Source organism: Anoxybacillus sp. TBDG-1, from assembly GCF_054815885.1.
This window is the reverse complement of sequence record NZ_JBTZSY010000009.1, coordinates 1-13844: the sequence shown is the minus strand read 5'-3', so window position 1 is coordinate 13844 and position 13844 is coordinate 1. Positions and strand designations below refer to the sequence as shown.

General features: G+C 37.6%; 13 protein-coding genes. 10 read left to right on the top strand and 3 right to left on the bottom strand.

From position 1 onward, the window contains the following. Nucleotides 1-6 precede the first annotated feature (6 nt). From glpK to ACYQY7_RS04215, 7 genes are all read left to right on the top strand, one after another. Nucleotides 7-1497, top strand: a complete 1491-nt coding sequence (gene glpK, locus ACYQY7_RS04245; protein ID WP_461200882.1) for a glycerol kinase GlpK — start codon at nucleotides 7-9, stop codon at nucleotides 1495-1497. 181 nt (nucleotides 1498-1678) lie between these two features. Then, a complete protein-coding gene (locus tag ACYQY7_RS04240) occupies nucleotides 1679-2260 on the top strand; it encodes a DUF5317 domain-containing protein (protein WP_461200881.1) in 582 nt (193 codons plus the stop codon). 152 nt (nucleotides 2261-2412) lie between these two features. After that, a complete protein-coding gene (locus ACYQY7_RS04235; protein WP_461200880.1) occupies nucleotides 2413-4248 on the top strand; it encodes a bifunctional diguanylate cyclase/phosphohydrolase in 1836 nt (611 codons plus the stop codon). Between the two features lie 152 nt (nucleotides 4249-4400). Further along, nucleotides 4401-5153 (top strand): DeoR/GlpR family DNA-binding transcription regulator, encoded by a 753-nt coding sequence (locus ACYQY7_RS04230; RefSeq protein ID WP_461200879.1) that lies wholly within the window; start codon nucleotides 4401-4403, stop codon nucleotides 5151-5153. Then, nucleotides 5150-6073: a 1-phosphofructokinase gene (gene pfkB / locus ACYQY7_RS04225; RefSeq protein ID WP_461200878.1), complete on the top strand. Its 924-nt coding sequence runs from the start codon at nucleotides 5150-5152 to the stop codon at nucleotides 6071-6073. Before ACYQY7_RS04230 ends, pfkB begins: the two co-directional genes overlap by 4 nt. Continuing rightward, nucleotides 6070-7926: a PTS fructose transporter subunit IIABC gene (locus ACYQY7_RS04220; protein ID WP_461200877.1), complete on the top strand. Its 1857-nt coding sequence runs from the start codon at nucleotides 6070-6072 to the stop codon at nucleotides 7924-7926. Before pfkB ends, ACYQY7_RS04220 begins: the two co-directional genes overlap by 4 nt. Before the next feature lie 129 nt (nucleotides 7927-8055). Further along, nucleotides 8056-8496 carry a flavodoxin gene (locus tag ACYQY7_RS04215; protein WP_461200876.1) on the top strand — a complete coding sequence of 147 codons (441 nt, stop codon included), beginning with the start codon at nucleotides 8056-8058 and terminating at the stop codon, nucleotides 8494-8496. A gap of 77 nt (nucleotides 8497-8573) precedes the next feature. Here the strand turns inward: ACYQY7_RS04215 and ACYQY7_RS04210 are convergent, their stop codons facing one another. After that, nucleotides 8574-9884, bottom strand: a complete 1311-nt coding sequence (locus ACYQY7_RS04210) for an ATP-binding protein (RefSeq protein WP_461200875.1) — start codon at nucleotides 9882-9884, stop codon at nucleotides 8574-8576. 190 nt (nucleotides 9885-10074) lie between these two features. Between ACYQY7_RS04210 and ACYQY7_RS04205 the strand changes: the two genes are divergently transcribed. Next, nucleotides 10075-10884 carry a uroporphyrinogen-III synthase gene (locus ACYQY7_RS04205; protein WP_461200874.1) on the top strand — a complete coding sequence of 270 codons (810 nt, stop codon included), beginning with the start codon at nucleotides 10075-10077 and terminating at the stop codon, nucleotides 10882-10884. A gap of 22 nt (nucleotides 10885-10906) precedes the next feature. Here ACYQY7_RS04205 and ACYQY7_RS04200 read toward each other — a convergent pair whose 3' ends face one another. Continuing rightward, the gene (locus ACYQY7_RS04200) at nucleotides 10907-11242 is read right to left on the bottom strand and encodes a DUF1216 domain-containing protein (protein ID WP_461200873.1); all 336 of its coding nucleotides are present in this window, start codon (nucleotides 11240-11242) and stop codon (nucleotides 10907-10909) included. A gap of 138 nt (nucleotides 11243-11380) precedes the next feature. Further along, entirely contained in the window at nucleotides 11381-12487 is a 1107-nt protein-coding gene (locus tag ACYQY7_RS04195; protein ID WP_461200872.1) for an acyltransferase, read from the bottom strand. A 168-nt stretch (nucleotides 12488-12655) separates the two neighbouring features. Here ACYQY7_RS04195 and ACYQY7_RS04190 point away from each other — a divergent pair, with 168 nt between their 5' ends. Together ACYQY7_RS04190 and rraA are read left to right on the top strand one after the other, a co-directional pair. Beyond that, a complete protein-coding gene (locus ACYQY7_RS04190) occupies nucleotides 12656-13177 on the top strand; it encodes a metal-dependent hydrolase (protein ID WP_461200871.1) in 522 nt (173 codons plus the stop codon). Nucleotides 13178-13221: 44 nt separating this feature from the next. Further along, nucleotides 13222-13698 (top strand): ribonuclease E activity regulator RraA, encoded by a 477-nt coding sequence (rraA, locus tag ACYQY7_RS04185; protein WP_461200870.1) that lies wholly within the window; start codon nucleotides 13222-13224, stop codon nucleotides 13696-13698. Nucleotides 13699-13844 lie beyond the last annotated feature (146 nt).

Genomic DNA, 13844 nt, shown 5'->3' with positions numbered 1-13844 from the left:
TGAAATATGGATAAGTACATTTTAGCTCTTGATCAAGGAACAACAAGTTCACGTGCCATTTTATTTAATCAAAAAGGAGAAATTGTGCATATGGCACAAAAAGAGTTTACACAATATTTTCCTCAGCCAGGATGGGTCGAGCATAATCCGAATGAAATTTGGGGATCTATTTTAGCCGTTATTGCGACAGTATTGTCAGAAGCAGCTGTTGAACCAAAACAAATTGCGGCTATCGGTATTACGAACCAACGAGAAACGACGGTAGTATGGGATAAACAAACAGGACAGCCAATTTATCATGCGATTGTATGGCAATCACGTCAAACAGCACAAATTTGCGAGCAATTAAAACAGGCTGGATATGATGAGATATTTCGAAAAAAAACAGGTTTGCTCATTGACGCTTACTTTTCAGGAACGAAAGTGAAATGGATTTTAGATCATGTCGAAGGCGCACGTGAAAAGGCGGAACGCGGTGACTTATTGTTCGGAACAATTGACACATGGCTTACTTGGAAATTATCTGGAGGAAAAGCACATGTAACGGACTATTCTAATGCGTCAAGAACGTTAATGTTCAACATTTATGAACAAAAATGGGATGATGAGCTACTTGATATTTTACGTGTGCCAAAAACGATGTTGCCGGATGTTCGACCATCTTCAGCAATTTACGCACATACAGCACCGTACCATTTCTTTGGGCAAGAAGTGCCGATCGCTGGCATTGCAGGAGATCAACAGGCAGCTTTGTTCGGGCAAGCATGCTTTGAAGAAGGAATGGCGAAAAACACATATGGTACAGGATGCTTTATGTTAATGAATACAGGTGAAAAAGCAGTTCAATCTAAACACGGCTTATTAACGACAATTGCATGGGGAATTGATGGGAAAGTTGAATATGCGCTAGAAGGAAGCATTTTCGTTGCTGGATCTGCCATTCAATGGTTACGTGACGGATTGCGGATGATTAAGGAAGCAAAAGATAGCGAAGCATATGCGATAAAAGTACAATCAACAGATGGCGTATATGTGGTGCCTGCGTTTGTAGGACTCGGAACACCATATTGGGACAGCGATGTACGAGGAGCGGTATTTGGTTTGACACGTGGCACAACAAAAGAACATTTCATTCGAGCGACACTTGAGTCGCTTGCATACCAAACAAAAGATGTATTAACAGCAATGGAAGCAGATGCAGACATTACGTTAAAAACATTGCGTGTTGATGGTGGAGCAGTAAAAAATAACTTTTTGATGCAATTTCAAAGCGATATTCTTGGCGTACCAGTTGAGAGACCAGTTGTGAACGAAACAACTGCTCTCGGTGCTGCTTATTTGGCGGGACTTGCAGTTGGATATTGGCAAAGTAAAGAAGAAATTGCGAAGCAGTGGAATATTGATCGTGCTTTCGAACCGAAAATGGAGGATGGCACTCGACAACGTCTATATGATGGATGGAAAAAAGCAGTTCGCGCTGCACAAATGTTTAAATAAAGAGTCAAATCGACTGTCTTTTGGACAGTCGGTTTTTTTACAAATAAAACTATGTTCTAAATAATCAATAAGAAAAACGAAATATTTCGTCAATATAATCGTTTTCATATGAAAGAAAATGTGCTAATATAATCAGTAAAAAGACAAAAAATTTTCGTTTTTAAAGAAATGTGAGGGTTATATGGTATACGATGGCATTATTTTAGGCATTTTAATTGGTTTATTTCGCGGAGGTAATTTTAAAGGAATTGCAACGTTGAAACTAAAAGGCGGTTGGATTTTCCCAGTGTTGTTGCTTGTGCAATGGATTTTCTTCCTATTGCAAGACCGAATCGCGGTTTTAGCGAATATAAGCAACACTACATTTATTATCGTTTACATTATTGGATTAACATTTATTTGGCTTAACCGTCATTATCCAGGAATGAAAACGATTTTTGTCGGGGTGCTCTTGAATTTCGTTGTCATCGCCTTAAACGGTGGGAGAATGCCTGTATCGCTCGAAGCTACACAAGCAGTTTTAGGACAAGAATACGTTGAACTTTTAAAAACGGGACTTTACGGAAAACATACGATTATTACAGCTGATACCATTCTCCCGTTTTTAGGTGACATTATCCCATTAGCACCGCCTTATCCGCGAGCAAAAGTCATTAGCATTGGCGATGTTGTTATGAATATCGGTGTCTTTTTGTTTATTCAGTACTTAATGATGAAAGAAAAACAAACAAATTCTCTTCAACCAACACATGAAGGGAGGTGAAAAGCATGAACGCACGCGTGAAAAATGTACTTATCAATCTCATCGTTATCGGTTCTGTTGTTGTGGCGTTGACGTCTGCAATTAAAGTAATTGGATAGGGGGGGTATCACTCCCTTTATTTATATTGTTCTTATAAAAAATACAGCTTCAGGATGAGTGATAGGCATATGACGATTCGATCCAAAGTATATATTTGTATTTTAGGGATATTTGCTTGCGTTTTGAGTGCTTTAATGTTTGATTTCTCTATTCCCTTTCCAACTCTTGAAGAATGGGTGTGGATTTATTTTTTATCTATTTCGTCATTTATTCTTAGTCGTTTTGAAATTCAGATTGTCCAAAATAAAAGCTCGTTTTCTATGGATTCAGCTGTTTTTTTGGCAGCATCTCTTCATTTCGGATTTTTTATTTCATTTTGGGTTTTGTTGCTTTTTTATTTGATGCAAATGACTTATAATCGAACTGTTCCAATATGGGCTCATTTTCTGAATTTTTTTATGTATTTAATCATGATACTTGTTACTAGCTTTTCGTTTAGTTTTTTGAACGGAAAAGTGGGAGGAGAAATTGTATATAATCTATCTCCTTATTTTTTGAGTTTAATTGTGTATTTTTCAATTAATGTAATTATTTTGATTGGATTTTATCGTTCTGCACAATCAAGATTTACTGGGATATTTAACCTAGGTCTTTTAAAAGAAGTATTTTTTGTGTATTTTGTCACGCTTCTTCTTTCTTTAGTGCTTATTATTTTAATTGATAACGAAGGATTTTTCGGATTGTTTTTGTTTACGGTTTTAGTTGTTTTATTATCCATTACATTTGGAAAAGTGCTCGAGTGGTATCAAGAAATGTCCAATCAAGTAAATAAAGATTACCTCACCGGCTTATATAACCACGGATATTTTAAAGATTATTTAAAGGAATTGTTTCGAGAGACGAAAAAAACGGGCGGGCAGTTCTCACTTGCTTTTTTAGATTTAGATGATTTCAAAAAATATAATGATTATCATGGTCATGTGCAAGGTGACCGATTATTAAAATTTGTTGGGGAGTATTTAAAAAACGAAACGAAAGAACGTGGTTTTACTGTTGCACGGTACGGTGGAGAAGAGTTTGCGATTATTTTACCAAATATATCTAAATATGAAGCGGCAGCTTTTATGGATCAATTGCGAAAAAAATTGAATGATACACCGTTTGATGGAGTTGAGCGCCTTCCGTACCGTTGTATTTCGTTCTCGTGTGGAATTGCTGAGTATGAATCTGGCATGTATGAGGAAAGTGAATTGTTACATAAGGCAGACGAAGCGCTTTATTATTCGAAAGCGCAAGGGAAAAATAACGTACAATTATATGATGCGAAAAGAATATCTCGTGATGCGTTAAAATTTAAAGAAGATTTAGATGCTATTGAAGAGCAGTTGAAACTGCTTCTCTATAAGGATGTATATACATATCGCCATAGTAAACGTGTATTCAAATATGCGATGGAATTTAGCGATCGCTTACCTCTTACAGAGGAAGAAAAACGAACTCTCGTTTTAGGAGCACTTGTTCATGACATCGGAAAAATCGAAGTTTCGCGGGATATTATTAACAAAACAAGCCAACTTGATCCTGATGAATGGGAAATAATGAAAAAACACGTCATATGGGGGAAAGAAATTGTCCTTTCTGATGGTCGATTTGAAGAAGTCATTCCTCTTGTTGAACTTCATCATGAACGTTACGACGGACGAGGCTATCCTTATGGATTAAAAGGCGAAGAAATTCCAAAATTAGCACGTATTTTATGCATTATTGACTCATTTGATGCGATGACAACAGACCGCCCGTATCAACGAACAAAAACATTCTCCGAAGCCATTGTTGAATTGCGACGTTGTTCTAGTACGCAATTCGATCCTCAATATGTCGAGCCATTTATCCAAATGATTGAAGAATATTATCCTGAGAAAATTGCAAATGAAACTGTCTCAACATGAGGCAGTTTTTATTTTTCTGAAATATGATTGTTTTTGAATGATATGTGAAAAAATAATGATAATTTTTGATTGAAAATGAATGAATTTGATTGATTTTTTGATGATACTTCGGTATGATAAAGATGTAAGCGGTTTAAAAAGGAGGTGTAAAATTGTTAACACCAGAACGACATCGTATTATTTTGCAGTTGTTACAGGAAAAAGAAGTGGTAAAGTTGCATGAATTCGTTGAAGCTACACAATGTTCAGAGTCAACAATTCGACGTGATTTAAGCCAGCTAGAGAAAGAAAAAAAATTAAAGCGTGTCCACGGCGGGGCGGCGTTATTACAACAAAAAAGAGAAGAGTTGAGCGTTTTTGAAAAATCGACCAAAAACATTCATGAAAAACAGCTCATCGGCAAATATGCAGCCAGTCTTATTCAAGATGGAGATTGTATTTATTTAGATGCGGGAACGACAACCTTACAGATGATCCCTTATATCGAAGCAAAAAATATCGTTGTAGTCACTAACGGTATTATGCATATTGAGGCACTATTAGAAAAAGACATCCCAACATATCTCGTTGGCGGACTCATTAAGAAAAAAACGAATGCATTAATTGGTCGAGGAGCTATTCACTCGTTGCAACAGTATAGCTTTGACAAATGTTTTATCGGTGTAAACGGCGTTCATATTGATTTTGGTTATACAACCCCAGATCCTGAAGAAGCATTTATGAAACAAACAGCGATTCATTTATCACAACAAGCTTTTGTATTAGCCGATCACTCAAAATTAAACGAAAGTACGTTTGCCAAAATTGCACCATTACAAGAGGCAACGATGATTACGGATGAAACAGATGAAGAGTTGCTGGCAATGTATGAAGCAAAAACGACAGTAGAGGTTGTGAAATCATGATTTATACATGTACGTTAAATCCTTCCGTCGATTATGTTGTTGAAGCACAACAGATCGAACTTGGAAAATTAAATCGAGCAACAAAAACGGCATATTTTCCAGGCGGGAAAGGGATTAATGTATCACGCGTATTGAAGCGACTACATGTTCATAATGTTGCGCTCGGTTTTATTGGTGGATTTACGGGGCAATTTATTGCCGATGAATTGAAACGAGAGCATATTTTAACAGATTTTATTACTGTGCCTGGACAAACGCGACTAAACATTAAATTAAAAGGGGAAAAAGAAACGGAAATAAATGGGGAAGGACCGATCATTAGCGACGAACATAAAGAAGCGTTAATTGCTAAAATTAAGCAATTAAAAAAAGGAGATATACTCGTTTTAGCAGGAAGCCTTCCGCCGTCAGTAGATGATACATTTTACGTCACGATGATGGAAGAAGCAAAAAAACGGCGGGTTGCTGTTGTTGTTGATACGAGTGGCAATGCACTGAAACAAGCCGTTGCATACGAGCCGTTTTTACTTAAACCGAACCAAATCGAGCTTGGAGAATTGTTTGGAGTCAGTATTCATAGTCGTCATCAAATGTTGGAATACGGGAAAAAACTGATTAACGATGGTGTCCAGCACGTTATTGTTTCACTTGCTGGGGATGGGGCCATTTTGTTCCATAAAGATGTGATATTAGTCGCTCAAGCTCCAAAAGGAATAGTAAAAAATTCGGTTGGTGCTGGTGATTCGATGGTAGCGGGGTTTTTAGCTGCATATATGAACGAAGCATCGCTTGAAGAAGCGTTTCGTTATAGTGTTGCCGCGGGGAGTGCCACAGCATTTTCTGAAGATTTATGCACAGAAGAAGAGGTTCATCGCTTATTAGATGAAGTAAAAATCATACGAATGGAGGAGCGTGTATGAGAATAACTGAGTTGTTGACGGAAGATACGATTGTTCTTGATTTGAACGCGCGAACAAAAAAAGAAGTGATTGAAGAATTAGTAGACGTTCTTGAGAAGGAAGGAAAATTAAACAATCGTCAAACGTTTATTGAAGCAATTTTTGCCCGTGAAGCGCAAAGCACGACAGGGATTGGCGAAGGAATTGCGATCCCTCATGCAAAAACGAAAGCGGTGCGCACGCCAGCTGTTGTTTTTGGACGTTCAAAAGAAGGAATTGATTACGATTCGTTAGACGGAAAACGAAGCCATTTGTTTTTTATGATTGCAGCACCAGAAGGAGCCAATAACACACATTTAGAAGCGTTATCTCGATTATCCACATTATTAATGGACTCATCATTTCGATCAAAAATTGAAAACGCTTCAACAAAACAACAGATTATTCAAGCGATTCAAGAGAAGGAGGGAGAAATGGTGACAGAAGAAAAACAACCATATGGAAAGAAAAAAGTGTTAGCTGTTACGGCTTGTCCGACAGGAATTGCGCATACGTATATGGCTGCTGACGCTTTAAAGGCAAAAGCAAAAGAAATGGGAGTAGATATAAAAGTAGAAACAAACGGCTCAAGTGGTGTGAAAAATGAGTTAACACAACAAGAAATTGAAGAAGCGGTCGCGATTATCGTCGCGGCGGATAAACAAGTGGAAATGGATCGATTTGATGGCAAATATGTCATCCAAGTACCTGTTGCCGATGCGATTCGTAAACCAGAACAACTCATTGATCGAGCATTAAAGCAAGATGCTCCAATTTATCGTGCAAGTGGTGGAAACCGTTCGTATGAACCAAAAGAACGAACAGGGTTTTATAAACATTTAATGAACGGCGTATCGAATATGCTTCCGTTCGTTGTTGGTGGCGGTATTTTAATTGCAATCTCATTTATTTTCGGTATTAAAGCATTTGATCCAAATGATCCGTCATTCCACCCGATTGCGAAAGCGCTCATGGACATTGGTGGAGGCAGTGCTTTTGCGCTTATGATTCCTGTGTTAGCTGGCTTTATCGCAATGAGCATTGCAGATCGCCCAGGATTTGCGCCCGGAATGGTCGGGGGATTTATGGCAGCAAATGGTGGTGCTGGTTTTTTAGGTGGTCTTATCGCTGGCTTTTTAGCAGGTTATCTTGTTGTAGGGTTGAAAAAATGGTTTGGTCGTTTGCCACAATCGCTTGAAGGAATTAAACCTGTCCTTCTTTATCCGTTATTCGGGATATTGCTTACAGGACTTATTATGATGTATATCGTTATTGATCCAGTAAAAGCACTAAATGAAGGAATGAAAACATGGCTTGAAAATATGGGTACAGGCAACCTTGTTTTACTTGGTCTTGTTCTTGGGGGGATGATGGCGGTTGATATGGGTGGACCGATTAATAAAGCGGCGTTTACGTTTGGCATTGCGATGATTGATGCGGGAAATTATGCACCACATGCAGCTATTATGGCAGGTGGAATGGTTCCACCGCTCGGATTGGCGCTTGCAACAACGTTATTTAAAAAGAAATTCACAAAAGCAGAGCGAGAAGCGGGCAAAACGTGCTATATTATGGGAGCTTCGTTTATTACAGAAGGAGCTATTCCGTTTGCGGCAGCTGATCCAGGACGCGTCATTCCATCCATCATCATCGGTTCAGCGATTGCTGGAGCATTGACAATGATGTTTGGTATTGGTCTTCCTGCACCACATGGCGGAATTTTCGTAATCCCGATTGTAAAAGGAAATTCGTTCTTGTATATGCTTGCGATTTTAATTGGTTCGCTTGTCACAGCATTAATGGTCGGATTGTGGAAAAAAGAAGTAAAAGAGTAATAGATAAAGAGCGTACGATGACAAAATCGTGCGCTTTTTTTAAAAAAACATTTTGACACAGATAATCATTATCACTTAATATATAATTATTGAAAATGATTATCAATAATATAGATAGGGGGATGACTAATGTCAAAAGTGATTATGATATTTACAAGCATGACAGGAAATACAGAGGAGATGGCTGAAGCGATTGCTGAAGGTGTTCGCGAACAAGGGATTGAATTAGATGTCAAAGAGGTATTAGACGCCACCGCGACAGAGCTTGGGCAATACGACGGTATTTTACTCGGGGCGTATACGTGGGGAGACGGTGAATTACCAGATGATTTTTTAGATTTTTATGATGAGTTAGATGATGTTGATTTAACAGGAAAAAAAGCGGCAGTTTTCGGTTCGTGCGATTCAAGTTATGAAAAATACGGCGCTGCGGTTGATATTTTAATTGAAAAGTTGCAACAACGAGGAGCGGAAGTCATTCTCGATGGACTAAAGATCGAACTGACGCCCACAACTGAAGATAAACAATTATGTATTACCTTCGGTCGAGACTTTGCAAAACAGTTATAAAAGGTCGTTTCGCACACGACCTTTTATAAATTAAACTATGTTCTAAATAATCTATATAAAAAGAACAAGTTAATAACTCAATAACTAACTTGTTCAAATGAAGAGCGCTCTGATGATTTTTCGATATCCGACTTATAATAAGATGGAAAATACATATATACATCTGTTCCTTCACCAACTTCGCTATGAATAAATAAATCTCCTTTCATTGTTTCAACAATACGGTATACAACCATCATCCCAAGCCCCGTCCCTTTTGTTCCTTTCGTTGTAAAATAAGGTTCTCCTAAACGTTCAATTTGTTCTTTTGTCATTCCAACTCCTGTGTCACCGATATGAATAAGTACGTAATCTTTATCAATAGACACATGAATACGCAATACTCCTCCGTTTGGCATCGCTTCAATCGCATTTTTCATGACGTTTAATAAACATTGTTGGAACTTTTGGCGTTCTCCTTTCACTGCAAATGGTACAAGAGATGTTTGAATTTCGATGCTGTTCATATTGGCGAGAGGGCGTAAAATATCAATTACTCGCTCAATTTCGGTTTTTACATTTAATTTTTCGACGTGCTCTGGTGCTGGTTTTGCGAACGTTAAATAATCGGTAATAATCGCCTCTGCACGATCAATTTCTTCAATGGCGATTTGAATATATTGTTTATCTTTATAATTCATTCGTTCGCTTTGTAATAACAATTGCATAAATCCTCTCGATACGGTTAATGGGTTGCGCACTTCATGTGAAATCGAGGCGGCTAAATGTCCAACAACTTCCATTTTTTCAGCACGAATAATACGTCGGCGAAGCTCGCTATGTTTTCGAATCGTTTCAGTAATATAAGCCCCTAAAAACGCGGCAAGTGGTTGCGCTGGAAAATATGTAGAGATGATATGTAAAATTTCATATTCATTGTCAATCCATATGCTAGAAAGTATTGTTGTTAAAATAGCTGTTCCGATAGATAAAAGAATAATGAAAGTCATTCGTTGTTTGGAAGACCAAGATGTTTGAAATTTTCGATAAAAGAAGAAACAAGCACTAACTTGAATTGTTGTAATCACTATTGTTACAACAATACCTTCTGCGCTTCCAACGATGATACGATAAATCACAGTAATAACTGAAAGAAAAAGAGCAGAAAATGCCCCGCCATATAAACCGCCAATCCAAATAGCGACTTGATGTAAATCAAAAATAAATCCATCTGTCGTACTTATAGGAAATGTCATACAAAATATAATGCATACCCCAATAGCAATCGTTTTCAAGATTGTTTTTAAGTGATCGGATATGCGGCGTTCTTCAAGCCAAATCGGAATGATTAATAGCGCTAATATAATAAAAAATAAGTTTAGCAAAATCTCTTTAATTAGCGAGGGCATATAAAGCCGCTCCTTTCGACATATGTTTGAATAATTTGAATATTTTCGTCGAATCGTCTCCCTTTATTGTAAGCTAAGTTAATAATGGTGTGAATGTATAATTGTTCGATGTTTTTTGTCATGTTTCAACAAAATTTGCGCTATTTTGCATTTTCTATGATATGATGAGGAAAAAAAGGGGATGAGAGAAATGATTGAGAAAGCATTAGCAAATAAAAAAATTGTGTTATGTGCCTCGCGTAAAATAGAGGAAATGAGTTCACTTATTTCTAAACAGGGAGGTATTCCAATTTCTCGACCGGCTCAAGGAACGATGTTTTTTAATGAAGAACTAAAACAACAACTTCATCAAATCGTCAATGAGCCAGTCGATTGGTTTATTTTTACGACAGGAATTGGTGTTGAAACATTAATGAAAAAAGCAGACGAGTGGGGAGTAGGAGAAATGTTTCTTCAAGCCATTCGTCAAGCACATGTGGCGGTACGTGGTTATAAAACGATGAATGTGCTACGTACATACGGTATAAGTCCGCATATAACAGCAGATGATGGAACGACACAAGGTCTTATATGCGCTTTGGAAGGTGTGGGATGGAAAAACAAAAACGTAGTTGTTCAGCTTTACGGAGATTCCGTTCCATCATTACAACAGTTTTTAGTTAAACAAGGGGCTTTGTATAAAGAAGTATGGCCGTATCTTCATACTCCACCTACATCAGATGTAATGAAACAGCTTATTGACGAAATTATTTCTCGTTCTGTGCAAGCGGTTTGTTTTACATCAGCGATTCAAGTACGCTTTTTCTTTTCGTTTGTGAACGAAGGTGGATATGCACAAGAAATAAAACGAGCATTTGACGGTGACGTTGTGGCTGTTGCGGTAGGAAAAGTAACGAAAGAAGCGTTACACGAGGAAGGGATTGCGCATGTCATTGCTCCAGCTCACGAACGGATGGGGGCGATGATCGTTGAATTAGCGAAGTATTTTGACAAGAAGTAGACGTGCATACATCTATGCACGTCTATATACGAAATGATTCAACTGCTGTGCGTAACTGATCGCCAAATTGTGCAAGCGTTTGGGCAGCGGAAGAAATTTGTTCGTTCATCGCTAACTGTTGTTCCATTGTCACGGCACTTTCTTTACTTCTTTTTATCACTTCGTCCGCTATTTGTTTTAGTTGTTTCATTGTTTCGGTTATTTCGTTTGAAATCGCGGTCATTTGTTCAATTGCTGCGGATGTCGTTTGTACTTTAGAAAACACTTGTTCTACTGATTGATTAATAACTTGAAATGAACGTTCTGCTGTGTCATAGTATGTCGTGCCATCAACAAGTTTTTTCGTGTTTTCCTCCATGGCTTGCGTTACTCTTTTGTTTCGACCTCTATTTGATTTAGGCTTCTTACTCCTTTCTCTATTTGTCCAATTTATTATATGTTATATGTTTGAAAAAAGAAGATGTTTGGATAAACAAAATAAAAAGGCATCCCACTGTTAACTTGGGATCCCTTTTTTGAGTTTTGAAATCGTTGGGATTGAAAGTGTCCGATGTTCACGCGCTTGACCGATAAAAAGTAAGCTAAATGGTGTGGCTTGTATCATATAACAAATGCCGACCGAAGCCACGGTTGTAATTGTAAACAAGATCACCGCTTGTAACAGTGAATATATCGTTGTCGGAACGGTCGGTGCAAGCACATATAAGAAAAACATATGCCCGATATATGCCCCATACGTATATCGGCTAACGAAACGTAACGTTGTATATAGTCGTGATTTTGTTTGTACGATAGTAATTGACAAACCGTATAACAAAACAATTTCTGATGTAACATATAACCCCATCGACGGCTTTAAATACGTAATCGCGCTTAAATTGATAGAAAAAACACCTTGAGATATAAACAACTCATAACAAACAAAAATAAAAAGCGATAAAAATAAAAACGTGTTAAGCGGAATGGCTCGAATAACAAATTTTCTCCAAGATGGCAATGTGTACGCAGCCATACTACCTAAACAAAAATAGAAAAAATAAGCTAAAAATGTACGGTCAACGTAATGTATATATGATTTGCTTTGAACGATTGGAGAAATGAATGTAATGAAGCCCATGTAAGTGATCGCACTAACGATAATAAATAATTTCCAATATTTCTTTTCATTAAGCCATCGGAAAAATGGAACAATGGCGGCAATAAGCAAATGAAATTGTATAATCATGACGACGTACCATAAATGAGGAGCTGCTTCTCCAAGCAATAGTTGTTTCACCGCTTCAAATACATGTGAATGACTAGAAAATAATATCAAATAAATAAACGACCATGTTATATATGGAACAATGAGCTCTCTCCATTTATGGGACATGTAACGTGAATAATGAATCGCATCTGTTTGTTGTGCGATATGAAATCCGACTAAAAAGACGAACACGGGCGCAGAAAATTTGACGACTTGAAACAATATACTGATCATAATCGCTTCCTCAGCATGTGGAGAGCGATGATTCATAACATATAATAACGCACTTTGAAAAACAACAGCGAAAAATGCTAAACTTTTCATAACGCTTAGTTCTGCAGGTGTTTTTTTTATCATTTTTTCTCACCAGCTTCATTTGTCAATTTGTTCATATACTAGTATAATGCTAATAGTTTCACAAAGTTGGTTGAAGAAATGAATATTTATTGAAAAAACAGTCGCAAATTCATGAATGTTAATAATAAATGTCATGTGAAACGTTTACAAAAAGGGAGGTGAAAAACCATGCGTTATCATACTCATATTGTTTCATCATTAGCCATTGGTGCTGGAATTGCAACGTATACCTCTATATCTTTTACTGTTACCTATGCAGCCGGATTAGCGATTGGAGGATTGCTTCCTGATATCGATGAGCCAAACTCATACATTGGTCGCCGTTCGCTTGGTGTGGCAAAACAAGTAAAAAAGGCGTTCGGTCATCGCGGGTTTACGCACTCGCTATTAGCATGGGGAGCGATCACAGCCGTTTTATTATCACAACATTTTTCTCCTTTTACGCTCGGGATATGTCTCGGTTATGCATTTCATGTTTTAGCTGATTATTGTTCGAGTCAAGGTGTTCCGCTACTTTGGCCATTTTCTAAAAAAAGATATCGTTTTATTGTTACATATCGAACATCTAGTTTTCTTGAAACCGTGCTTTTTTACTGTTTTCTCGCATTGTTCATCTATTTTTTAACAAACGTTGCGATAGGAGAGAACAGTTCGTTCTTTTCGTTTTCATTTATTGATTTTTCTGAATAAATTGAATATGATTATGTTGAGATTGACAAAAATGGGGGATGAGGATGAAAACGGCAGATTTATGTGATCAATACAGGGAACGTGTACGAGTTTGTTCACTGACATTTCGAAGTTACGGTGGAAAAACATCATTTTATGGATCGATTACAACGGTAGATGTTTTCGAAGATAATGTCCTTGTTCGAGAAGCGTTAGAAACAGTACCAGCAGGAAGTGTAGTCGTTGTTGATGGAAAAGGATCAAAACAATGTGCGCTTGTGGGTGATCGCCTCGCACAAATTGCATGTGACCGTCAATTAGCAGGCATTATTGTACATGGATGTATTCGTGATTCGAAAGAAATAAGTACGATGCCGATTGGTGTACTCGCCCTCGGAACATGTCCGCGCAAAAGTAAAAAAGAAGGAAAAGGGAAACGAGACACAGTTGTTTATTTCGGGGATATAGAGTGGAAGCCGGGTACATACGTATATGTTGATGAAGATGGTGTGATTGTTTCAGACGATCCATTACATGAATAGCAATGTTTTTGGTTATCCTATCGTCTAGGGGATAAGAACAGCTAAAATAATTTTACCCGTGGTGCTAGATAAAATCGAGTAAGCAAAAAAGTAGCCCTTGCCTGTGGATCTCCTGTAGAATGAAAGTGCGATCCAACATTCGAAAG

What these genes read in the sequence shown, in the direction of transcription:
- rraA (WP_461200870.1), top strand. Translation starts at nt 13,222, where the DNA reads ATGAAAACGGCAGATTTATGTGATCAATACAGGGAACGTGTACGAGTT.
- ACYQY7_RS04210 (WP_461200875.1), bottom strand. Translation starts at nt 9,884, where the DNA reads ATGCCCTCGCTAATTAAAGAGATTTTGCTAAACTTATTTTTTATTATA.
- ACYQY7_RS04215 (WP_461200876.1), top strand. Translation starts at nt 8,056, where the DNA reads ATGTCAAAAGTGATTATGATATTTACAAGCATGACAGGAAATACAGAG.
- ACYQY7_RS04205 (WP_461200874.1), top strand. Translation starts at nt 10,075, where the DNA reads ATGATTGAGAAAGCATTAGCAAATAAAAAAATTGTGTTATGTGCCTCG.
- ACYQY7_RS04220 (WP_461200877.1), top strand. Translation starts at nt 6,070, where the DNA reads ATGAGAATAACTGAGTTGTTGACGGAAGATACGATTGTTCTTGATTTG.
- ACYQY7_RS04190 (WP_461200871.1), top strand. Translation starts at nt 12,656, where the DNA reads ATGCGTTATCATACTCATATTGTTTCATCATTAGCCATTGGTGCTGGA.
- ACYQY7_RS04240 (WP_461200881.1), top strand. Translation starts at nt 1,679, where the DNA reads ATGGTATACGATGGCATTATTTTAGGCATTTTAATTGGTTTATTTCGC.
- pfkB (WP_461200878.1), top strand. Translation starts at nt 5,150, where the DNA reads ATGATTTATACATGTACGTTAAATCCTTCCGTCGATTATGTTGTTGAA.
- ACYQY7_RS04200 (WP_461200873.1), bottom strand. Translation starts at nt 11,242, where the DNA reads ATGGAGGAAAACACGAAAAAACTTGTTGATGGCACGACATACTATGAC.
- glpK (WP_461200882.1), top strand. Translation starts at nt 7, where the DNA reads ATGGATAAGTACATTTTAGCTCTTGATCAAGGAACAACAAGTTCACGT.
- ACYQY7_RS04195 (WP_461200872.1), bottom strand. Translation starts at nt 12,487, where the DNA reads ATGATAAAAAAAACACCTGCAGAACTAAGCGTTATGAAAAGTTTAGCA.
- ACYQY7_RS04235 (WP_461200880.1), top strand. Translation starts at nt 2,413, where the DNA reads ATGAGTGATAGGCATATGACGATTCGATCCAAAGTATATATTTGTATT.